Raw genomic sequence first — 22,607 nt, 5'->3', positions numbered from 1 at the left:
TTCGGTTAGCCCCTAGACGGGTCCGCGAGGCCGACGATGGTCAGGTCGGTCAAGCTGGTGCTCGGGTAGTAGCCCGCGATATTCTCGCCCGGCAGGAAGACGCCCTTCTCGAGTACCAGCGGGGCGATGGGTGCGAGCTCCATGATCTGCTTGTCGAGCTCACCCCAAGCGGTGTTGGCGGCGTCGAGGTCGGTCATCGCCTTGATCTCGTCGATGCGCTCGTTGATGGCCGGGTCGTTGATCTGGGCGAGGTTCGAGTTGCCCTTGTCGGTGATGTTCCGCCCGTCGAACAGCGGGGGGAGGAAGGTGCTGGCGCTGGACGCCCAGTCGGGGCACCATCCGGTGATCGCCGCGTCGTTCTGCTGCGAGGTCGTGCCGATGGTCTCGTAGTACGTGGAGACGTCGATGACGTTCAGAGCCACGTCGATGCCGAGTGGGGAGAGTGCCTGCTGGATCGCTTCCGCCTGTGCCTGCGCCTTGGGGTTGGAGCGCACGTCGAGGGTGAACGAGAAGCCGTCTCCGACGCCCGCCTCGTCGAGGAGCTTCTGCGCCTCAGTCGCGTTGCCCGTGAAATCGTCGCCCTCGCTCGGGTAGAGGTCGTAGTCGAGGTGCCCGTTCACGGCAGCCGGGATGATCGCCGTCGCGGGGTCTGCGAGCTGGTTGCCACCCGACGCGTTCTGAATCGCAGCCCGGTCGAGCGCGTAGTTCACGGCCTGGCGCACCTTGACGTCCTTGAACGCCTCCTTCGTCGTGTTCATCGACATGTAGGTCGTGCAGTAGGCCGGGGAGAGCGCCGTGCGGTCCTGCAACTGCGGAGTCTGCAGACGCGGCAGGCTCGCTGCCTGGACGACGCCGGCGATCGCGTTGATGTCGGACGACTGGCCGGCGATCATGCGCTCGTCGATCGTGGCCGGGTCGAGGCCGATGTTGAACTGCCAAGCATCCGGGTACGCCTTGCGGACGTCGTCCGTCTCCGGGTCCCAGTTCTCGTTGCGCACGAGGTTGATGGCTGTGCCCGGGGTGTAGCTCTCGAGCGTGTAGGGGCCGGAGGCGATGATGTCGTTGATGAACTCGCTGCCGCCGCCCGTGCCGGTGGGGAACGGGACGGCGTTCGCTTGGGCGAGCACGTTGTCGAACTCGGGGAAGGGTGCCTTCAGGTTGAAGACGATGGTCTTCTCGTCCGGCGTCTCGATCGTGGGCAGGTCGCCCGTGACGTACGGGCCCTCGTAACCCTCAGGCGCGTCGATGACCTGCTTGAGGTACGGCGAGCCGATGCCGATCTCCGGGTCCCAGGCGCGCGAGATGCCGAACTTGACCTCGGCGGAGGTGATCGGGTCGCCGTTGTCGAATTTCAGCCCGTCCTTGAGCGTGTAGGTCCACTTGAGCCCGTCTTCCGACTGCTCGCCGAGCCCCTCCGCCATGTCGGCGACGATGGCGTTCGGGTCTTCCGCATTGCCGGCCGCCTGCATCGTGAGACCGCGGTAGATGAGGCGGTAGAAGGCGTTGACGCCGCCGTCGAACCCGCGTGCCGGGTCGAGGTAGGAGAAGTCTGCGTTCTGCAGCATGTGCACGGTGCCGCCCGCGACGGGCTCTCCGGTCGAGCCGCCTTCAGCTTCTGGTGCCGCGCCGCCGCCACAGGCGCTCAGCAGCATGATCGACGTCGTGGCGAGCGCTAGGACACCGGCCAGTTTTCTTTTCTTCACGGGGTTTTCCTCTCAGATGGTCTTCGTGACGAAGACGAGGGTTTGTGCTCTGCTCGCGTGGCACCGCGAGACGATGAGAGCGATCACATTCACGGCAAGCCGAGGCGGCTCGGAGTAACCGACCTGACCTCCCATATGAAATGTGACATATCACTGGTCGTCGAGCTGATGCATCCCAAGATCACGACCCCATACGACACCCGCAACATTTCTCTGACATGCAAGAGATGTTTCGTCTGTGTGAAATCGCTGCGGGCTGAGTGGACGGGCGTGGGCACGCGGCGCTCGTGGCGGCGCGCTACGAAACCAGCCTGGTCGAACTCGGCCGCGAACTGCGAGCACGGGATGGACATGTGAACTCCGTCGGTCACTGCAACCTGGGGGTCGGTCGCTCGAGTCGAGGTAACGTATCACACAGCACTGAGGGGGCCGCATGCTTCGGGGGGGGGCGACGGCACCCCCACTCTGGCACCAGCCGAGCGGCCGCGAGACGAATGAATCTGCCGCCCAGCTCCCCGCGTCCGCGGATCCCCGCACGGTAGAACGGATCGATGCAGACGTTCCTCCCCTATGCAGACTTCGCGGAATCCGCGCGGGTGCTCGACCGGCAGCGCCTCGGCAAGCAGCGCGTCGAGACCCTGCAGGTCATGAAGGCGCTGACCGTGCCCGGCTACGGGTGGCAGCAGCATCCCGTCGTGAAGATGTGGATCGGCTACGAACGGGCCCTCCTCGACTACCAGGGCGCGTTCTGCGCGGAATGGGTGGGACGCGGTTACGCCGACACCTGCGCCGAGAAGACGCTTGCCGTCTTCGAGGAGGCGGCGGCCAGCAGAGGGCCGGACTTCAGGGTGTCCGACCCTCCACCTTGGCTGGGCGACGAGGCACTCCACGAGTCGCACCGCTCGAAGCTCATCGCCAAGGACGAGGAGTTCTACGGCGCTCTGTTCCCCGACGCGGAACGCGGCCTCGACTACGTGTGGCCCGGCGTCACCTCGAGTCCAAGCTCGAACCCACGCTCCGACCCGCACTCGAGCCATCGCTCGCGGGACTGACCCCGCCGGCCCGCTGACCGCGCGGCAGGTCGGACGGCCGCGCCCCGGATCGCGATCGCCGACGAGCGAGCATCCCGACCGTGACGTCGACGGCCAGGAAGACGATCAGGCTCACGCCCATCAGCGGCAGGAACATGCCAAGCGCCACGGCCACGGCGAGCGCGAGCAGCACGCCCCACCACGGCGCGCGGCGCAGCGCTCCACGAGGCGGAGCGGCACCGACCAACCGCGACGGGTCGTGCCTCGGCCGACGCTGCCACCACATCACGTACCCCCACACGACCATCGCCGCAATGCCCACCGCAACCGCGAAGAGGACCAGCTGATTGGCGAGGCCGAACAGCGAACCCATGTGCAGGTCGATGCCCCAGCGGCTGAGCTTCGCGACCGGCCCGAACTCTGCGAAGTCGACCCGGTCGACCACCTGCATGGTCGTGCCGTCGATGGCAACCGCATCCACCTCCGTCGGGAAGCTGCGCTGGATCTCCTGCACGACCCACGCCGTGCCGGGTTCCGCCGGCGGCCGGATCTCGACGAGCCCGGTGTTCACGTTCGCCTCGCGCGCGATGGAGAGCACCGAGTCGTAGGCGCCCGGGCTCAGCTCGCCAGCATCGAGGCTCGGTGTCACACCCCCGGGCCCGTGGCCAGCGTGCTCTGCGTGCTCATCTGCGGCCGCGGCGCCGGCGCCGTCGAGGCTCGTGCTCAGCGCGGGCGTCGTCCATCCCACCGCGGCTCGCAGCTCCGTGAAGTTCGCTCCCCCGTACTGCGACCACGTGATGCCCGTGGCCGACAGGAACAGCGCCCCGGCCAGCACCCAGATGCCGGTGGATGCATGCAGGCTGCGGGTGCGCGCGAACCCCGTAGCGAGCAGGTTCGGCCGCAGCAGGTTGCGCTGCTGCGTCGCCCGTTTCGCCGTTCGCGCCCGCCGGTACCTGGTGGCCCAGAGCCCTGCCCCTGCAAGCGCGACGGCCCCGAGCCAGGATGCCGCGAGCTCGCTGTAGAGCCGGCCAGCATCACCGAGGTGCAGGCTTCGGTGCAGCTCGGAGATCCAGGTGCGCAGCGGCAGCGAACCGGACGTGCCGTAGACGGGCAGGTCACCGCGCACCTCTGCCGTCGCGGGATCGAGGAACACCGCCCGCGTCGTGCTCTCCCCGAGCGTCGCATCCGCGTACATGACCCGCGTCGTATCGCCCGGGTTCGGGGCCGGACGCACGGCGACGATCGTCTCGTCCTGCCCGACGTGCGCGTCTGCTGCCTTGATCTGCTCTCCGAGCGGCAGGGCGCTCTCGGAGACCGGCGCATGCAGCTCGTGGTCGTAGACCAGCTGCTCGAGTTGCGGGGTCAGCGCGTAGAGTGCGCCGCTCAGCGCCGCCACGAGGATGAACGGGCCGACGAAGACGCCCGCGAGGAAGTGGAGGCGCATCAGCAGCTGCCCGACCCATCCCGTGCTCGAGACGCGCCGGGCGCGCGGTCTTGGTCCGCTCATCCGAGGATCCCCTCGCCGACGTAACCGCCTTCCGCGCATCCGGGCGGCACGACGAACACGGCAGACCCGATGGGCGTCGTCCACTCGTTGAGCAGGTCGAGCTCGTCGAGCCGCTGCTGGATGGGCACGAATTGCGCATCCACGTCCGCCTGGAAGGCGATGAAGAGCAGCCCCGAGTTCGAGATCTCCTCCCCCGTGGGCGCATCGTCGTAGTTGTAGGCGCGACGGAAGAACCGCTCCGACGCGTCCTCGGATCGCGCCCGCCGGATGTGCGAGAACTCGGCGATGACGGGAAACCCGGCCGCGTTCTCGGCCGAGAAGTCCGGCTCGTCGTGCTCGTCCGTGCCGGTCAGCGGGGCGCCGTTCGCGAGCGTGCGGCCAACCGACTGCTCGCGACCGCTGCGGTCGAGCCTGTCCCACTTGTCGAGGTCCATGCGGATGCGCCGCACGACCATGCCCGTCCCGCCCGCGAACGCGCCCTCGCGAATCCAGACGAGCTGCTCGAAGTCGAGCGTCGGAGGCGCCGGGTTGACGGTCCCGTCGACCTGCCCGAACAGGTTCCGCATCGTGGTGCCCGGGGCCTCCGACCCGCGCGCCCGGCGGAACCCGGGCTGCGTCCACCGCACCGTCGCGAAGCTGCGCGTGTCCTTCAGCAGCATCCGCAACGCGTGGGCGACCGTGAACGGGTCGTCGGACGCGACCTGCAGCAGCAGGTCGCCGTCGCTCCACGCCGCCTCGAGCCGATCGATGCCGAACGGCGGCAGCGGGCGCAGCCAGGCGGGCGCCTGCATTGCAGTGGTGGATGCGCGCCGCACGAACTCAGGACCGAACCCGAACGTCACCGTCAGGTTGGCCGGCAGGTGCGCGAGCTCGGGTTCGGAGTCGGCCAGTGCCGGCTCACCCCGGGTGAGGCGCGCCGCATCGTCGGTCAGGAGCTGCATGAGTCGCCGCAGCCCATCGCGGTCGATGCCGTCTCGCAGATCGAGGGCGACGAGCGTCGCGTGCGCCTGCGGCACGGTCGCGATGCCCGCCTGGTGCGGCCCGTAGAACGGGACGACGCCTGACCCGGTCAGCTCGCCGGCACCGGCCGGGCTCGCGTCGGCAGCCGCATCCGCTGCGCCCGCTGGCTCTTGGCGTCCCGCGAGACGGAGCGCCTGGTCGGCGCCCACGGCCGCGACCGCGCCGAACCCGGCGACAGCACCCCCGAAGAGGAGCTGTCGCCGAGTCGGGCGGGGGCGACCAGGGCTCTGGTCGCCGGGCACTAGCTGTTGTCCGCGTCGTCGCCGTGCTCGGCGTGGTCCATGTCGGAGTGGTCCATCTCCATGTCGCCGCCCATGTCGCCGTCTTCGTAGTTCTCGTTGGCCCCGGCGTAGTCCTTGGCCGGGGCAGTGAAGTCGAGGGTCGACTCGTCCGAGAACGTGAGCGTGAAGCTCAGCTCGTCCCCCGCGACAACGGGCTCGGGCAGGTCCATGAGCATGATGTGGTTGCCCCCGGGTTCGAGCGTCAGCGTCTCGCCGGGGGCGATCGTGAACCCGCCACCCTTCTCACGCATCGTCATCTCGCCCGTCTCGTTCTCGACGGTCTCGTGCAGTTCGAGCGCGGTGGATGCGGGGCTCGCGACCGACACGATCGTCACGTCCCCCGCACCCGTGTTCTCGATCTCGCCGAAGGCCGCTGACATGCCGGAGTCGGCGGCCTTCACCCAGGCGTTCTCGACGGTGACGGATTCGGCGGCGGGACCCGCTGAGGCGGCGTCGGGGGTGGCCGTCGAGCTGGCGGCCGTGCATCCGGTGAGGGCGAGCGCAGCAGCAGCGAGGAGGGCGGCCGCTGCGAGGGGGCGAGGGAGGTTCGTGGTGGTACGGGTCATGAGCGTGGTTCCTTTGCGGAGAGAGAAGAGAGAAGGAGTGGCGGCGGCGTCAGCGCGCATCGGTGTCGGCCTCAGCCGATTCAGGCTGCGCCTGACCGCCCTTGCGTGCGCGGACGATCAGCCAGGCGACGCCGAGCGCGACGAGCGCCCCGAGCGCGCCGATGAGCAGCATCCGCGGCACGTCGAACGCCGCTTGCGAGGTGATCTCGGACGTCGGCTGGGTCGTCGCGCCGGAGGGTGACTCGGATTCGGAGGGCGCCGCCTCAGTGGGGGCGGGGTCGGCCGTCGTCGGGGCAGCGGTGGCCGGGTCCGAGGGTGCCGGTGCCGCGGGCGCGTCCGCCGCCGTGGGATCGCCGACCGTGAACGGGATGGTGCCCGTGATCGGGTGCCCATCCGAGGAGACAACCCGCCAGTTGACGGTGTACGCGCCGTCGGGCAGGGTGTCGACGATGGTGCTCGTGACCGTCGTCCCGTCGATGACGGGCTCGCCGGTCGCCCAGTCGCGGCCCGCGGCGTCCTGCAGCACGATCATCGGGCCGATCTCCATGATGTTCGCGGAGTAGCTGAGGGTGATGTCCGGCGGTGACGTGTCGAGCGACGCGTCCGGCGATGGCGAGCTCGCGATGAGCTGGTCGTGCGCCTGCGCTGGGGTCGCGCCGGCGAACCCCAGGAGACAGGCCATGAGCAGCGCGATGGCCGTGGCGGCGAGTCTCCTCGGTGCTGTCGGGGCTGCTGTGGTCGGTGTGCTGCCGGTCGTGGATGTTCTGCGCGCCGGGGGTGTCCGGCGCGTCGTGGATGTTGGTGCTGAGTCGAAAGACATCTCGAGAGTTCCTCGGGTCTGTCCGCCCGCGCACGAAGGCGTCGCGCGGAAGGCGCGCGAGCGTCGCGGACGGAGAATGATCGACGCCGACCGGCACCAGACAGCACCTCAGCAGGGAAGCTGAGACGGGAGCTGTGGCGCTAGTTCGAGGTCGCGAATGCTGGGAGCATCGCGACCGCGGGCGGGCCTCGGCGCCGCAGGGTGCGCGCAGCGCGCACTGGCAGCGCGGGCACCCAGGGCAACTCGAGCGGCGCCGAGTCGATCACCGCGGCGGGGCGCACGGCGCGAACGAGGAGCAGGAAGATGCCGCGAACGAGCGGCCGAAGCAGCTCGACGGCGGCGTGGCTCACGCGCGCGAGACTCGCGAGGAGGGCCTCCCCGAAGTACAGGGCAAGCGCCGTGAGCACCGCGGCGAACGCGTGCATCGCCCACATGAGCGGGCCGTCGTGTCCGAGGTGCAGGGCGGTGGTCGGGGAGCTGACGCCCGAGCCCGACGCGAAGTCCGCCATCGCCGACGAGGCCGCGAGCTGGCCGTGACCCGCGTGCCCGGCATGCGCATCCGCTGCGCTCGCCGAACCGCTGGCGGCCGGCGGCGTGCCGAGCACGAACAGCGTGTGGAAGAGGAACTGGCTCGCGCCGACAGACAGGGCGAGGCGGAGCGAGTCGGTGCGGATGCGAGCCAGCAGCAGGCAAGCGAGCACGGCCAGCGCAAACGGCAACGCGACGCCGAGCAGGCCGGGCATGCCGCCGCCGGCGAAGACGTGCGAGGCGAGCGCGATGAACGTGGAGACCGATGCTGCGACGAACGCGAGCCGAACTCGGCGCACCCGTGCGGCGTCTCGTGGCCGCGCATCCACGGGTGGGGCCAGGGCGGGGTCTCGGTCGAGGTCGAGGTCGAGGTCTAGCGGGTCCACTTCCCCCACGGCGGGGGTCAGCAGGCCGGCGGAGGTCACGCCAGAAGTCTACGCACGTCTTCTACTGCTCGTAGACGCGATGGTTGGTCACGCCTCGTAGGCGCGGCCCTTCCAGGCGACGCTGCGGCGCCCCGCCAACGCGTACACGGGCAGCACGAGCAGCGGGCTCATCGGGCCGAGCAGCCCTTCGGCGAGGTCGAGGGGGCGTCGCCGCCCCGCGATGAGGTTGGAGACCGTGCGATCGAGCAGGCCCATGAACCGCACGAGGCGAAGGATGCGCCCGGTTGCGCGCGACTCCCCCGCACCGGGCAAGAAGGGCAGGACCCACGGCAGCGAGTAGACGCAGACCGTCAGGAGACTCGTCGCCAGCATGAGCGCGCGCGACCCGTGATGGAGGCCGAGGAGCGACTTCGCGAAGCCGCGCACCGAGCTCCGGTACCCGTCGTACATGCGCACCCCGATCGCGCTGCCACCCCGCACGGTCACGACTCGGCCGCCAGCGGCGCGCATCCGTTCGGCGAGACGCATGTCTTCCACGAGCTCACCGCTCACCGCCGCGTGACCCCCGACGCGGGCGTAGGCGGCGCGCGTGAACGCCATGACCTGGCCGTTCGCAACGACCGGCGCCCTGCGCCCCTGCAGGGCCATCGGCACCGACCCGAGCACGACCGCGTCGTTGAGGGGCGTGATGAGCCGCTCGCCGAGGGTCCGCGTCTCCTGACGTGGGAAGACCGTGAGGAGGTCGGCCCGGGATGCACGCATGGTCACCAGCAGCGCGTCAAGCGCACCGGGGTTCCAGCGCACGTCGGCATCGGTGAAGACGAGCACATCGTCGGGCCTCGGCGGCTCGGGCGCCTCGCCGGCGGCGGCGAGCTGCGCGCACGCCCAGTTCTTGCCCGTCCACCCCTCGGGGCGCGGCGCACCCCGAAGCACGCGGGCACCCGCGGCCTCGGCGACCGCGCGGGTCGCGTCGGCCGACTCGTCGTCGAGCACGACCACCTCGTCGGCTCCCTGACCCAGGAATCCGGGCAGCGTCTCCCGCAGCGTCGGTTCCTCATCGCGGGCAGGGATGAGCAGCGCGACCCGCGGCGCGGATGCGTGGCCCGAGCGCTCAGCCGGAGCTGGTGAGGCCGACGATCCACGCCCGGCCCCAGCACTGGCACGGGCGCGGCTGGTCCCGGTTGCCGTCGCGGCCGCCGCCCGCAGGCTCGGCTGCGTCAGCGCGTTCGCGAGCAGCACGATCGCCCTCGCGCCGAGGTACGCGAGGGAGACTCCGGCGACCACGCGGCTCACGAGCGACCGGTTCACTCGCGGCCCCGCTCGCCCTGACGACCAGGACGAGCCGGGCGAGCCCGGAAGCCCTCCGGCCTGGTCAGGAACGCGAGCATCCGCCCGGCGAAGCCGACTCGGTCGCGGCGGAATCGCTGCGCGTCGAACACGATGCGGTAGCCCGGCAGGGGCCGTGCGGGGTCGGCGGCGTCGAGGGCCCGGTCGAGCTCCTCGAGCATCGACCCGAGCGCGGCGGCGAGCTGCTCGGGGCGCACGGGTGCGCCGAAGCGGATGAACGCCTCGGGTTTGGCCGCCCCGCGCATGACGACGCGGATGGCGACGGGGACCAGCGGAACCTCGGCGCGCGCCGCGACCCATTCGGCGCCCGGGTGCAGTGACGCGAGCCCGCGGCCCGCGCGCAGCTCGCCCTCCGGGAAGATCAGGGACCAGTCGCCGGCGCGCGCACGGTCGGCGAGCGTGCGCACCGCCCGCGGGGGCACTGCCCCGACGAGGCGCAGGAACGGGAAGCGGCGCAGCTGCTCGTCGCCCATCATGACGGCCACGTCGAACCCGGTGTTCCTGGCGTAGAGGCCGATCAGGTAGGCGTCCCACCATGAGCCGTGGTTGGCGGCGAGCACCGCACCGCCGCCCGGAGGCTGGCCGGTGACCGCGATCGACAGCAGGCCCGTCCGCACGTCGCGCACCGCGCTGCGCACGAGCAGCGCGCGAGCCAGGCGAAGCATCATGGTGTGCTCGACGCTATCGCAGCGCGCGACGCGACAAGCCGGGAAGCGGGTCGTTCACCAGCCGCGGAGGGCGGCCGCGACGACGCCGCCCACGACGATCACGAAGACGAGCAGGTCGGTCCAGGTCGCGACGAGCTCGTTGGTGCTCTTCCCGCGCTTGGCGAGGTGCCGGATGCCGGCGAGGCCCAGGTAGATCGCGCCGGGAAGCGCGCCCACGAGTCCCCAACCGGGGACCAGCGAGGAGACCAGCGCGACGGTGCCCAGGCTGAGGTTCGCGAGCCCGAGTTCCTGCACCACCTGCGCGGTCGCGGCGCCGGTCGCGTTGAGCGTCTGCATGCGCGTACCGGCAGCGTGTTCCTCAGGCTCGTCGCTCTCGTCGGCGGCGGCCCCGAGGATGGTCTGCGTGGTTCGCAGGGGGTTCGTGAGCTGACTGATGCCCGCGACGATGAGGCGCGACCCGACGCCCCAGAATGCGAACCAGATCCCGAAGACGAGCGCTGGATTGCCGCCCGCGACGCCCAGGTGCACGCCCCCGAACAGCAACGGGAGCACCACCGTCTGGAGGATCACGAGGAGGGCGTACATGCATGGGCCGTTCGGCGTCGGGATGCTCGCAGGAGCGCAACCGATCTGGGCGGTCGGCGCTGCATCGCTGCATCGAGGAGGGGGGATCTGCAACATATTGCATACCCGGGCTCGCGGACAACACGGCGGTGTGTGTCTGCATGGATCGCGGTACTGGAAGAATGCGAGGGTGAGCATCCCCCCGAGTGTCACGCCGAGACCAACCAGGAACGCAGCGAAGCCCTGGTACCGCCACAAGAGCAGGACGGTGCCGCTCGGCGTGCTCTCCGCCGGCCTTGTCGGCGCGATCATCTGGGTGTCGACGCCCTGGCCCGCTGCCATGGTCATCCGCGGCCTGTTCGAGCTGGACGCGAAGCGCACCGTCACCGAGATGGAGGCCTTCGCGCCGACCGCTGACAGCCTGCAGTCGCAGCTCGATGTGCCGTACGGCGACGGCGGTTCGGACACGACCTTCGACCTGTACTCACCCGCCGACACGACCGAGGCACTGCCGACGGTCGTGTGGATCCACGGGGGCGCGTGGATCTCGGGCGGCAAGCAGAACGTCGACCCGTATGTGCAGATCCTCGCCGCGGAGGGGTTCACGACGGTCGCCGTCAACTACACGGTCGCGCCGGAGGCCACCTATCCGACGGCGCTCACGCAGCTGAACGAGGCGCTCGCGCACCTGACGGCGAACGCGGCCGAGTACAACATCGACCCGAACCAGATCATCCTCGCGGGCGATTCCGCGGGCGCGCAGCTCGCGAGCCAGCTCGCGGCCCTCGCCACGAACCCCGCCTACGCGGAGCTCCTCGGCCTCGCCCCGGCGCTCGCCGCCGACCAGCTCGCTGGGATGGTGCTGAACTGCGGCATCTACGACGTGAGCGGCATCCCGAGCGCGCCTGGCCTCGGCGGCTACGGCTTCCGCGTGGCGCTGTGGGCGTACCAGGGCGACAAGGACTGGGCTGACACGCCCGCAGGGCAGGAGATGTCGACCCTCGACTACGTGACCGCCGACTTCCCGCAGACCTGGATCTCGGGCGGCAACGCCGACCCGCTGACCGCGAACCAGTCGCAGCCGTTCGCGACGAAGCTGCAGGGTCTCGGCGTGCCGGTCACCGCGGTCTTCTACCCGGAGGACCACGAGCCGGCGCTGCAGCACGAGTACCAGTTCAAGCTCGAGGGGGCGGATGCGCAGAGCGCGCTCGCGTCGACCATCGACTTCCTGAAGTCGGTCACGTCGTCCGACTGATCGCGCAACCCGCCGCGCCCTCGGGCTTCGAGGACGCGGCGGGTTCCGTCACTGACGAGTGGGAGATGGCTACTCCTCGCGCGGCAGGCCCGCCGGGTTCACCTCGGAGACGTCGATGCGCTCGTCCTGCAGGCCCCAGCGGTCGAGGATGGCGTCGTACTGGCCGTTCTCGATGGCGTGGTTGAGGACGATCTCGACGGCTTCGATGAGGCCGTTGTCCTTCGCCGTGCCCGCGGCGATCTGCGCGTTGGCCGGGAAGCCGCCGTTGATGGTGCCGACGAGCTTCGTCTCGCCGTCGCTCGCCGCCTTGAACGCGGCCGTCGCGTTCGGACCGAAGGTCGCATCCACTCGTCCGGACTGCAGGGCGAGCGTGCCCGCCGCGTCGTCCTCGTAGTACTGGAAGTCGACCGGCTCGAGCCCGGCTGCCTGGTTCTCCTCGTCCCAGGCGACGAGGATCTTCTCCTGGTTCGTGCCGGCGCCGACGATGACCGACAGGCCTGCGACGTCCTTGGCCTCGGTGATCGACTCGATCTCGCTGTCGGCCTTCACGTAGAAGCCCAGCACGTCCTCACGGTACGTGGCGAAGTCGAAGAGGTCCTTGCGCTCCTCCGTGACGGTGACGTTCGAGGTGATCAGGTCGTACTTGCCGGACTGCACACCGAGGGGCCAGTCGGCCCACGCGGCGACCTCGCCCTTGAGCTCGAGGCCGAGCCCGTCGGCGATGAGCTGCGCGAAGTCGGCCTCGCTGCCCAGGCGCGTCACGTTGTCGTCCTCGGCGAGGAAGCTGAGCGGCGGGATGTACGCGCTGCCGACGACCGTGAGCTTGCCGGCCTCAGCGGGCTGCCAGCCGGACGCCTCGAGCGCGGCGATGGCTTCTGGCACCGGGTCGATCTGCGGGCGGCCGTCGACGTTGGCGCTGGTCAGGTCGAACTCGATGAGTCCGCTTGCCGGCTGGGCACCGTCGGGCTCGGCTGCCGTGACCGGGGCCGACTGGCCGTTGACGATGAGGGTCGTGGCGACGACCCCGATGACGGCGAGTGCCGCCACACCGCCGGCGATGACGCCGACCTTCTTCTTGTTGAGCTTTGCCATGAGAGGCACCTTTCGGGGTGGATGCGTTGCTGAAGTTCTGAAGAGGAATGCGGGCAGGGATCGGCCCGCTGCGAGCTAGAGCACCTTGCGGATGAAGTCCTGCGTCCGGGGGTGCTGCGGGTTCGTGAGCACCTGCTCCGGCGTGCCCTGCTCGATGATGCGACCGGCGTCGAGGAACACGATGCGGTCGGCGACCTCACGTGCGAAGCCGATCTCGTGCGTCACGATGACGAGCGTCGTGCCGCCGTGCGCGAGCTCGCGGATCACGTCGAGCACCTCGCCGACCAGTTCGGGGTCGAGCGCGCTCGTCGGCTCGTCGAAGAGGAGCACGTCCGGCTTGAGGGCAAGCGCCCTCGCGATCGCGACGCGCTGCTGCTGCCCGCCGGAGAGCTGACGCGGGTAGTGGTGCTCCTTGCCCTCGAGGCCCACGCGCTTGAGCAGTCCCCGCGCCTGCGCGTCCGCATCCGCCTTGGAGGCCCGCTGCAGCGCGACCGGGGCCGCCGTGATGTTCTGCAGCGCGGTGAGGTGCGGGAACAGGTTGAAGTTCTGGAAGACCATGCCAACCCTCGTACGACGGCGAAGCGTTTCAGCTTCGCGCAGCTCGAAGAGGCGGTCTCCCTTCCTGACGTAGCCGATGTACTCGCCATCGATGAGGATCGAGCCGCCGTCAACGGACTCGAGGTGGTTGATGGTGCGCAGGAGCGTCGACTTGCCGGAGCCGGATGGGCCGAGGAGCGCGACGACCTCGCCGGGCTCGATCTCGAGGTCGATGTCGTGCAGCACCTCGTGGGCGCCGTACGACTTGCTCACGCCGCACACGCTGACCTGCCCGGAGGCGGCTCCGCTGCGAACGAGCTCCGCCTCGGCGTTCCGGTTGATGGTTGCCTGGCTCATGCTGGGATCCCGTTCTTCTTCCGGTCGGCCTTGGTGTCAGCGGCTGCGCGCCCGTCGGGTTGTTCGGGCTTCTCGCGCTGTTTCTCTCTGCCTCCGCTCTGCTCACCGTCGTCGAGCAGCGCCCACTTCTCGGAGATCCAGGCCCTCGCCTTCTGGATGGGCGTCGGCGGCAGCTCTCGGTGCGCGCCTTTCGAGAAGTGGCGCTCGATGTAGTACTGCGCGATCGAGAGGAGCGTGGTGATGATGGCGTACCAGACGACCGCGACGAGCAGCAGCGGGATGATGCGCTGGTTGCGGTTGTAGATGACCTGCACCGTGTAGAACAGCTCGGGCAGCGCGACGACGAACACCACCGAGGTGCCCTTCACCAGGCCGATGATCTCGTTGAACGCGTTCGGCGTGATGGCGCGTGCCGCCTGCGGCAGGATGATGCGGAAGAAGCGGTACCGGCGCGGGAGGCCGAGCGCGGCGGATGCTTCCAGCTGGCCCTGGTCGACCGAGAGGATGCCGGCGCGGATGATCTCCGCAGAGTAGGCCGCCTGGTGCAGGGAGAGGCCGAGCGTCGCGGCGGCGAACGAGGAGATGAGCTGCACGGTCGGGAACTCGACGAGCCAGAAGTCCGTCGTGAACGGCGTCCCGAGGCCGAGCGTCGGGTACAGGTAGCCGAGGTTGTACCAGACCACGAGCTGCACGACGAGCGGCACGGAGCGGAAGAACCAGATGAAGCTCCACGAGAGGGAGTTCAGCAGCGGCGACTTCGAGAGGCGGGCGACGGCGAGGAGGGCGCCGAGGATGAACCCGATCGCCCCGGAGAGCACCGTCAGCTGCAGGGTCAGGATGAGCGCGTTGACGACGATCGGGCTGAAGAAGTACTCGCCGAAGACGTTCCACTCGTAGCGCTGGTTCGTGACGAGCGACCACGCGAACTGGGCGACCGCGAACACGGCGACGGCGGAGAGGATCCAGAGCACCCAGTGCTTGGGGTGCACGACCTTGAGGTGCTCACCGGGCCCGAGCGTCTGCATCCGGCGGCTCGCCAAGGGTGTGGCGTCGTCCGGCGGCGTCGACGGCGGGCTGTCGGTGGTCGGTGCGGTGTCGATCTGTGACATCGCGTTCTCCTCTCGGCGGACCCTCCGGGCGGAGGGGCTGACCCTCAGATGCGAGGGCATGTCGAGAAGGTATTGGCGAACGGATGCCCGTCAGCAGGGGCCGGTACGCGGGAGTTCCGAGAGGGTCGCGCGGCGCAGTGCTGCGTCACAGAAGGTCACGCCGTCACCGGGTGGAGAGTCAGCGAGGCCCGTCTGGGCGCCTCGAAGCGCACGCGGTGGGGTCTTGGATGGAACTAGGGGCTTACGACCTGGATGCTCCAGGGCAGCGGTGTGCCGTCGATCTTGGTCGCCTCGACGACCTCGATGACGAAGGGGCCCGCCGGCCAGGTCCTCGCCTCGACCTCAGGGATCTCGGCGGTGATGTAGTCGAACTCCGAGCCGTGCACGGTCATCGCGAAGTTGCCGTAGTCGCTCGATGTGATCGAGGCCTCGCCGCCCGCACCCGTGTAGAGGTAGAGCCCCGGGCCGACCCCGTCGAGCGCCACGTCGAACGGAGGGAGCACCGAGACCGGCAGGATCTCGGCCGTCCACTCCCCCTCGCTCATGATCGTGATGCGGTCGACGGCCAGCGACGTCGGGTCGTCGCCGAACGACTGCTCGAAGGCCGCCTGGGTGTTGATGAGCCATTGCGCCGTTCCGCCGGTCGCCCGCTCCAGGTACTGGAACTCGACAACCTGATCGCCGCTGTACATGGAGGCGCTGAGGCCACCGACCTTGTCGTCGACCTGCAGCACCGCCAGCTGTCCGGCGCCTTCGGGCAGCACGACATCCAGGTTGGCTTCGCCGAATCCTCCGACGGGGTTTCCGGCCTGCAACGTGAACTCGGGGAGAGTTCCGGACTCGATGGGGTCGCCCTCGAGCTCCACGGGCGTCGACTCGGTGCTGACCTCGGTCTCGTCGCTTCCGAAGGCGCCTGGCAGCACCTGCACGACCTGGACCAAGGCGGCGGATGCGAGCAGCAGGATCGCGAGGATCGCGGCCGCGATGCCCTTGGCACCCGACGCGAAGCCGCGCTTGATGGGCGCCATCGAGAACAGGATCGCGATGACGACCGGGATCCAGTAGCCGAGGAACGCCGCGACGATGGCCGCGAGCCCGGCGAAGACCGCGGCCCCAGGCCCGAGGCCCGGCTGTCCGAGATGTGCGGCGTTCTTCGCGGCGGGGCCCCTGGCCGCTCGGCTCTTGGGGACGGCGGGAGTCGGATGCACGCCCGGCGTGGTCGGCTGCGGAGCAGGTGGAGAAGTCGGGGCCGGACCTGGGCTGGACACCTGGCCAGCAGGCGGAGCCGGGGCCGACGACGGCGCCTGCGCCTGCGCCTGCGTCGGCAGCTGCGCGCGACGACGCAGCAGCGCGTCGTTGGCGGAGCCGTGCGAGTAGGCCAGTCCACGCTGCGCACCCTCCCCGCTGCGGTCGAGGTCGTACGTGGCGCGCGCAGCGGTGCTCGTGGCGGCCCGCCCCTCATCGCGTGCGAGCTGCTCGGCCGCACGCTGCGCGTCCCGAGCTGCCTGACCGGCGGCTCGCTGCGCGTCCTGCGAGCTCTGCTCGAGCGCACGCTGCCCGTCCTGGGCGCGCTGAGCGGCATCGCGCTCGCCGTCTCTCGTGCGCTGCTCGCGTTCCTGCTCGATGCGATCGGCACCTCGCGTCGCGGAGTCCGACCACTGCCGCACGAAGTCGGGTGCCCGGTAGTCCGCCGGCGGCGTGTATCCGTTCTTGCCTTCAACCACGGTCGCACCCCCTTGTTTCCTGTCTGCGCTCATTCAACACCACACCTCCGACAGTCGAGCCGTTGCCGCCCGGCCACCCAGGCCCTAGCCTTGTCCTGTCATTAGCACCAAGTGCCCGCGCAGAAGAGAGAGCCCCATGAGCGCATCCACACCGTCCCGCATCGGCGTCGTCGGCTACGGGGCTGGCGGCCACCGCTTCCACGTGCCGTATATCCAGGCCGTGGCGGGCTGGGAGCTGGCCGGGGTCGTGACCCGCTCACCAGCGCGGCGCGCGATCCTCGCGACCGAAGCCCCGGGAGTCCCCGCGTTCGACTCCCTGGATGCGCTCCTCGACGCTGGCGTGGACGCGGTTGTCATCACCACCCCGCCCGACACACGCCGCGAGCTCGTGCTGCACGCCCTCGAGCGGGGAGTCCACGTCGTCGCGGACAAGCCGTTCGCGCCGACGGTCGAAGGCGCGCGCGAGCTGCAGACCGCCGCCGAGCGCAGCGGGCGCATCCTCACCGCCTACCAGAACCGCCGCTGGGACACCGACCTCGTCACGCTCAAGCAGGTCATCGACGAGGGGAGGCTCGGCGAGATCTGGCGCGTCTCCTCGCGCATGGACCAGGACGACTCCGGCACCCTCGAGACCGGGCCGGCTCACGGCCTCCTGCGGGACCTCGGCAGCCACCTCGTCGACCAGATGGCGTTCCTCTTCGGTCCCGTCGAGCGCGTGAGCGCCCACCTCGACATCACCTCGGTCGGTGGCGTCGACGTCGACTGCGGCTTCGACGTCGCCCTCCACCACGCGAGCGGCGTCTTCTCCCGTGTCGCGTCCAGCAAGATCAACCACCTCGAAGGCCGCGAGCTCATCGTCTACGGCGACCTCGGCTCGTACGAGTCGCGCATGGACGACGTGCAGACCTCGCAGATCGACGCCGGCCTGCGACCCGCATCCGCCGCGGCCGCCGACTGGGGCGTCGAGACCGAGGAACGCTGGGGCGTGCTGCACACCGCGGAGGGCAGCACGCCCGTGCCCTCGGCGCGCGGCGACTACTCCGAGTTCTACCGCCAGCTGCTTGCCGCCGTCCGAGGCGAAGCCGCTCCCCCGGTGCTGCTCGAGCAGGCCGTGCACACGGTCGAGATCCTGGATGCGGCCCGCGAGAGCGCTCGCACGGGACTCACCGTCACCCTCTGAGCGGCACCCGAGCCTTCCCACCCCGGCTACCATCGAGGCACGGGGTGCGACGGCGGGCCAATGAGGGCCCGCCTGTAAAGGGGTAGGGCATGATCCACGGAACTGAATTCACCGGACTGCGCGAGGCGCTCGACGACGTCGAGCCGAGCATCCGTGCAGGCCTCGAACGGCTGATCGACGACGTCGACGCCGACGACATCGCGACTCGCGAACCGCGCGACATCGTCGGAGCCGCCGCCACCATGCGGAGGCTCGCGTCGCGCCGGCGCAGCGACGAGACCCTCATCGCCGTCTTCACGCCGACCCTCAAGGAGGACGGCTGGAGCTCGCGACGCACCATCGTCGACATCTGCACGGCCGATGCCCCGTTCCTCGTCGACTCCGTCACGGCCGCCGTCGCGCGGCAGGGGCTCGCCGTGCACCTCCTCGCGCATCCCGTCGTCTCGGTGCGCCGCGACGACGACGGCGAGCTGCTCGAGATGCACACGCACGGCGGCGAACTCGAGTCGTGGATCCACCTCGAAATCGACCGCGTCGCCACCGATGAGGGCCGCGAAGAGCTCGCCGAGCGACTGCGCAACGTGCTCGCCGACGTGCACGCGGCGGTCGCCGACTGGCGCCCCATGCGCCGCGCCTGCCTCGACCTCGTCACCGACCTGCGCACCGAGCCGCCGACGAGCGTCACGCAGGAGGAGATCGCCTCAGCCGTCGAGTTCCTGACCTGGCTCGCCGAAGACAACTTCACATTCCTCGGCTACCGCGAATACGTCCTCGAGACGGACGAGGAGGGCCAGGAGGTGCTGCGCCCGCTCCCCCACACCGGGCTCGGCATCCTGCGCAGGCCCTCGACCGCGAGCACCCGCCTCACCCCCGAGGCGCAGCGCACCGCACGGGAACCGCGCCTCCTCACGATCACGAAGGCCAACTCGCGAGCCACCGTGCACCGCGACGTGTACCTGGACTACATCGGCATCCGCAGCTTCGACGAGGCAGGCAACGTCACGGGCGAGCTGCGCTTCCTCGGGATGTTCACGTCGGTCGCCTACGCGGCGTCCGTTCTCACGCTGCCGATCGTCGGCGCGAAGGTGCGGGCCGTGCTCCGCGCGTCCGGCCACGCCCCGAACTCGCACTCCGGCAAGGACCTCCTGCAGACCCTCGAGCAGTACCCGCGCGACGAGCTCTTCCAGGACAGCGTCGAGCACCTGCACGCCGTGGCCTCCGAGGTGAGCCGCCTGCGCGAGCGGCGCCGCTACCGCATCTTCCTGCGCCGCGACGAGTTCGGCCGCTTCGCGTCGGCCCTCATCTACCTGCCGCGCGACCGCTACAACACGACGGTTCGCCTCCGCATCGAAGAGCTCCTGCGCACGACCTTCAACGCGAGCCAGGTCGACCACGCCACCCGGGTCGGCGAATCCCCGCTCGCCCAGCTGCACTTCGTCGTGCGCGCGCCCAAGGGCATCCCGCTGCCCGACGTCAGCGAGCAGGACCTGCAGCCCCGCATCGAGCGCGCCATCCGCGGCTGGGATGAGGAGCTCGTGGATGGCCTGCACCGCATCTACGACGAGGAGCGTGCGGCGGAGATCCTCGGCCGGTACGCGTCGGCATTCCCCGAGGGGTACAAGGAGAACATCCCACCCGAGGACGCGGTCCACGACATCGCCCTGCTCGAGCAGCTCGACGCGGAGACACCCTTCGCCGTGCACCTCTACGCCCCCGAACGCGACGAACCGGGGAAGCGCTACTTCACGTTCGCCTCCCACCACGTGTACCCCATCACGAGAGTGCTTCCCGCCCTCACCGACCTCGGGGTCGACGTCGTCGACGAGCACCCGTACGTCATCACCCTGCCGGACGGCACGAACCTGCACATCTCCGACTTCGGGCTGACAGCCCCTGCCGCAGAGGTCTGGAACGACGCCGACTGGGGCGCGGAGCTCGAGTCGGTGTTCAGCGCCGTCTGGTCGGGAGAGTCCGAGACCGACCGGCTGAACTCGCTTGTGCTGCTCGGCGGCCTGCGCTGGCGCCAGATCGTGATCCTGCGCGCCATCAGCATGTACCTGCGCCAGATCGGCGCGACCTTCTCCGTCGAGTACATCGAGCAGGCGCTCACCGGGAGCCCCGCCATCGCGGCCGACATCGTGCGGCTCTTCGAGACGAAGTTCGACCCCGAGCTGGGCGGCGACCGAGACGCCGAGCTCGCCACGGTGGCGGCACGGCTCGAGGCGGCGCTCGACGACGTCGCCAGCCTGGACCAGGACCGCATCCTTCGCTCGATGATCGGCATCGTCGACGCGACCTGGCGCACCAACTTCTACCAGGTGGATGCGGAGGGCAAGCCGAAGCACTGGGTCTCCATGAAGCTCGACTGCACGCGTGTCCCCGGGCTCCCGAAGCCGCATCCCATGGTGGAGATCTGGGTGTACTCGCCCGAGGTCGAGGGCGTGCACCTGCGCTTCGGCCGCGTCGCCCGAGGAGGGCTGCGCTGGAGCGACCGCCGCGAGGACTTCCGCACCGAGGTGCTCGGGCTCGTGAAGGCGCAGATGGTGAAGAACGCCGTCATCGTGCCGACCGGGTCGAAGGGCGGATTCTTCGCGAAGCAGCTGCCCTCCCCGAGCGACCGAGGCGCGTGGCTCGAGGCCGGGAAGTCGGCCTACCGCACCTTCATCCGCGGCCTCCTCGACATCACCGACAACCGCGTCGGCACCGACATCGTGCCGCCGACCGACGTGGTCCGCCACGACGGCGACGACCCGTACCTCGTCGTCGCAGCCGACAAGGGCACCGCCTCGTTCTCGGACATCGCCAACGGCATCTCCGAGAGCTACGACTTCTGGCTGGCGGATGCGTTCGCGTCCGGGGGCTCAGCCGGCTACGACCACAAGGGCATGGGCATCACCGCGCGAGGCGCGTGGGAGTCGGTCAAGCGGCACTTCCGGGAGCTGGGCCACGACACGCAGACCGAGGACTTCACGGTCGTCGGCGTCGGCGACATGTCGGGCGACGTCTTCGGCAACGGCATGCTGCGCTCCGAGCACATCCGCCTCGTCGCGGCGTTCGACCACCGGCACGTGTTCATCGACCCGACACCGGATGCCGCGGCCACGTTCGTCGAACGCCAGCGACTCTTCGACCTCCCCGGCTCGTCATGGGACGACTTCGACCGCACCGTCATGTCGGAAGGCGGCGGGGTCTTCCCGCTCACGCAGAAGTCCATCCCAGTGACCCCGCAGATGCGGGAGGCGCTCGGCCTCGAAGCCGACGTGCAGCGGGTCACCCCGCTCGAGCTCAAGAGGGCCGTCCTCCTGGCCCCGGTCGACCTGCTCTGGAACGGCGCCATCGGCACCTACATCAAGGCGAGTGACGAGACGAACGCGGAGATCGGCGACCGCGGCAACGACGCGATCCGCGTCGACGGCCGCGAGCTGCGGCTCAGGGTCGTCGGCGAAGGCGGCAACCTCGGAGTCAGCCAGCGCGGCCGCATCGAAGCCGCCGTGGCCGGGGTCAGCCTCAACACCGACGCCATCGACAACTCCGCGGGGGTCGGCACCTCCGACCGCGAGGTGAACATCAAGATCCTCCTCGGCGCCGTCGAGCGCGACGGGCGGCTCGACCGTGAGGCCCGCAACGAGGTGCTGCGCGCGATGACGGATGAGGTCGCAACCCAGGTGCTGCGCGACAACTACGAGCAGAACGTGCTCCTCGGCAACTCGCGCTCGAACGCCGCATCCATGCTGCCATCGCACAAGCGCCTCATCACGTGGCTGGAGGAGCGCGACGAGCTCGACCGCGAGCTCGAGTTCCTGCCGTCGAACGCCGAGATCAAGCGCCGCATCGAGGATGGCCGCGGCCTCACCAGGCCGGAGTTCTCGGTGCTCGTCGCCTACGCCAAGCTCGCCCTCAAGAGCGACCTCGCCACGACCGAGCTCGCCGACGACCCCTGGTTCTCGCACACCCTCGCCGAGTACTTCCCGGCCGAGGTGCGCGAGCAGCACGGGCCCGACCTGCACGCGCATCCGCTGCGTCAGGAGATCGTCGTCAACTCCGTCGTGAACTCCATGGTCAACCGGGGCGGCATCACGTTCGCCTACCGCGCCGCCGACGAGACGGGCGCCACGAGCGAGGAGATCGCACGCGCCTACGTCGCGGCCCGCGAGATCTTCGACCTGCGCGGGTTCGTCGTCGAAGTCGAGGCGACCGACAACCTCGTCTCGACCTCCACGCAGACCGAGCTGTACCTCGGCTTCCGCCGACTCCTCGACCGCGCCACCCGCTGGTTCGTGCAGCACAGGCCAGACCGCATCGACATCGGCGAGGAGATCACCCGCTTCACGGAGCCGGTCGCCCAGTTCGCGTCGCGGATCGGCGAGCTGCAGCAGGGCGTGGAACGCGAGCGCTTCGCGGACCGTGTGAGCGAGTTCGAGGCCGCCGGGGTACCGCGGGACCTCGCGCTGCGCGGGGCCGGCCTGCTCGAGCTCATGCCGCTGCTCGACATCATCGAGCGCGCCGGGAACGAGGGGTGGGACCTCGAGGAGTTCGCGGGCGTCTACTACTCGCTGTCGGCCCGCGTCAGCTTCGACGACATGCTCACGCGCGTCACCGCGCTGCCGCAGGACGACCGCTGGGGGTCCATGGCGCGCGCCGCGATGCGCGACGACCTGTACGCCGTCATGGTCGAGCTCGCCGCATCCGTCATCGCTCAGACCGAGCAGGCCGAGGCCGACTCACGCGTCGACGCGTGGATCGCCGGGCTCGGCCCCACCGCCACGCGCGCGCTCGACGAGGCATCGGATGCGGTGCACGCCGGCGACGACACGGGCCTCGCCACGCTGTCCGTCGCGCTGCGCCGCCTCCGCTCGCTCGTCCGCTAGGGGGGCGCGCGCGGCCGGTCGCGCTCCCGTCCGGGTCCGCCCGCCCGGCGATCCGTCTCGGGAT

17 protein-coding genes are annotated in these 22,607 nt (G+C 70.0%); 4 read left to right on the top strand and 13 right to left on the bottom strand.

Features of this window, described 5'->3' with window-relative positions; translation table 11 throughout:
• Positions 1-5 precede the first annotated feature (5 nt).
• Complete coding sequence (locus tag C5B97_RS00795; protein ID WP_258067816.1) at positions 6-1,703, bottom strand: ABC transporter substrate-binding protein; 1,698 nt, start codon at positions 1,701-1,703, stop codon at positions 6-8.
• 551 nt (positions 1,704-2,254) lie between these two features.
• Here C5B97_RS00795 and C5B97_RS00785 point away from each other — a divergent pair.
• Positions 2,255-2,755 (top strand): MSMEG_6728 family protein, encoded by a 501-nt coding sequence (locus C5B97_RS00785; RefSeq protein WP_104310244.1) that lies wholly within the window; start codon positions 2,255-2,257, stop codon positions 2,753-2,755.
• On the opposite strand, the gene C5B97_RS00780 is transcribed toward C5B97_RS00785, so the two are convergent.
• From C5B97_RS00780 to C5B97_RS00745, 8 genes are all read right to left on the bottom strand, one after another.
• On the bottom strand, positions 2,691-4,241 hold the full coding sequence (locus C5B97_RS00780; protein WP_104310243.1) for a PepSY domain-containing protein: 1,551 nt from the start codon (positions 4,239-4,241) through the stop codon (positions 2,691-2,693). The genes C5B97_RS00785 and C5B97_RS00780 overlap by 65 nt on opposite strands.
• Positions 4,238-5,503 (bottom strand): Dyp-type peroxidase, encoded by a 1,266-nt coding sequence (locus C5B97_RS00775; protein WP_104310242.1) that lies wholly within the window; start codon positions 5,501-5,503, stop codon positions 4,238-4,240. Before C5B97_RS00775 ends, C5B97_RS00780 begins: the two co-directional genes overlap by 4 nt.
• Positions 5,503-6,108 (bottom strand): copper chaperone PCu(A)C, encoded by a 606-nt coding sequence (locus C5B97_RS00770; RefSeq protein WP_104310241.1) that lies wholly within the window; start codon positions 6,106-6,108, stop codon positions 5,503-5,505. Before C5B97_RS00770 ends, C5B97_RS00775 begins: the two co-directional genes overlap by 1 nt.
• A 49-nt stretch (positions 6,109-6,157) precedes the next feature.
• Positions 6,158-6,928, bottom strand: coding sequence for a copper resistance CopC family protein (locus tag C5B97_RS00765; protein ID WP_104310240.1), 771 nt, complete (start codon positions 6,926-6,928; stop codon positions 6,158-6,160).
• Between the two features lie 140 nt (positions 6,929-7,068).
• The gene (locus tag C5B97_RS00760) at positions 7,069-7,881 is read right to left on the bottom strand and encodes a hypothetical protein (protein WP_104310239.1); all 813 of its coding nucleotides are present in this window, start codon (positions 7,879-7,881) and stop codon (positions 7,069-7,071) included.
• A gap of 48 nt (positions 7,882-7,929) precedes the next feature.
• The gene (locus C5B97_RS00755) at positions 7,930-9,150 is read right to left on the bottom strand and encodes a glycosyltransferase family 2 protein (protein ID WP_219819739.1); all 1,221 of its coding nucleotides are present in this window, start codon (positions 9,148-9,150) and stop codon (positions 7,930-7,932) included.
• Positions 9,147-9,857 carry a lysophospholipid acyltransferase family protein gene (locus tag C5B97_RS00750; RefSeq protein WP_104310238.1) on the bottom strand — a complete coding sequence of 237 codons (711 nt, stop codon included), beginning with the start codon at positions 9,855-9,857 and terminating at the stop codon, positions 9,147-9,149. Before C5B97_RS00750 ends, C5B97_RS00755 begins: the two co-directional genes overlap by 4 nt.
• A 54-nt stretch (positions 9,858-9,911) precedes the next feature.
• Positions 9,912-10,442, bottom strand: a complete 531-nt coding sequence (locus C5B97_RS00745; RefSeq protein WP_104310237.1) for a hypothetical protein — start codon at positions 10,440-10,442, stop codon at positions 9,912-9,914.
• Between the two features lie 169 nt (positions 10,443-10,611).
• Here C5B97_RS00745 and C5B97_RS00740 point away from each other — a divergent pair, with 169 nt between their 5' ends.
• The gene (locus C5B97_RS00740) at positions 10,612-11,676 is read left to right on the top strand and encodes an alpha/beta hydrolase (RefSeq protein ID WP_258067815.1); all 1,065 of its coding nucleotides are present in this window, start codon (positions 10,612-10,614) and stop codon (positions 11,674-11,676) included.
• 69 nt (positions 11,677-11,745) lie between these two features.
• Here the strand turns inward: C5B97_RS00740 and C5B97_RS00735 are convergent, their stop codons facing one another.
• From C5B97_RS00735 to C5B97_RS00720, 4 genes are all read right to left on the bottom strand, one after another.
• Entirely contained in the window at positions 11,746-12,768 is a 1,023-nt protein-coding gene (locus C5B97_RS00735) for an ABC transporter substrate-binding protein (RefSeq protein ID WP_104310236.1), read from the bottom strand.
• A gap of 75 nt (positions 12,769-12,843) precedes the next feature.
• Positions 12,844-13,662, bottom strand: coding sequence for an amino acid ABC transporter ATP-binding protein (locus tag C5B97_RS00730; protein ID WP_104310235.1), 819 nt, complete (start codon positions 13,660-13,662; stop codon positions 12,844-12,846).
• Positions 13,659-14,687 (bottom strand): amino acid ABC transporter permease, encoded by a 1,029-nt coding sequence (locus tag C5B97_RS00725; RefSeq protein ID WP_104310580.1) that lies wholly within the window; start codon positions 14,685-14,687, stop codon positions 13,659-13,661. Before C5B97_RS00725 ends, C5B97_RS00730 begins: the two co-directional genes overlap by 4 nt.
• Positions 14,688-15,004: 317 nt before the next feature.
• Positions 15,005-16,495 (bottom strand): hypothetical protein, encoded by a 1,491-nt coding sequence (locus C5B97_RS00720; protein ID WP_104310234.1) that lies wholly within the window; start codon positions 16,493-16,495, stop codon positions 15,005-15,007.
• Positions 16,496-16,631: 136 nt separating this feature from the next.
• Between C5B97_RS00720 and C5B97_RS00715 the strand changes: the two genes are divergently transcribed.
• Together C5B97_RS00715 and C5B97_RS00710 are read left to right on the top strand one after the other, a co-directional pair.
• Positions 16,632-17,675, top strand: a complete 1,044-nt coding sequence (locus C5B97_RS00715; protein WP_104310233.1) for a Gfo/Idh/MocA family protein — start codon at positions 16,632-16,634, stop codon at positions 17,673-17,675.
• 89 nt (positions 17,676-17,764) lie between these two features.
• Positions 17,765-22,543: an NAD-glutamate dehydrogenase gene (locus C5B97_RS00710; protein WP_104310232.1), complete on the top strand. Its 4,779-nt coding sequence runs from the start codon at positions 17,765-17,767 to the stop codon at positions 22,541-22,543.
• Positions 22,544-22,607: the final 64 nt, after the last annotated feature.

This window comes from Pseudoclavibacter sp. RFBB5, assembly GCF_002931555.1.
Classification (GTDB): domain Bacteria; phylum Actinomycetota; class Actinomycetes; order Actinomycetales; family Microbacteriaceae; genus Pseudoclavibacter.
The sequence above is the reverse complement of the archived record's forward strand: the minus strand, read 5'-3'. Positions and strand labels throughout refer to the sequence as shown.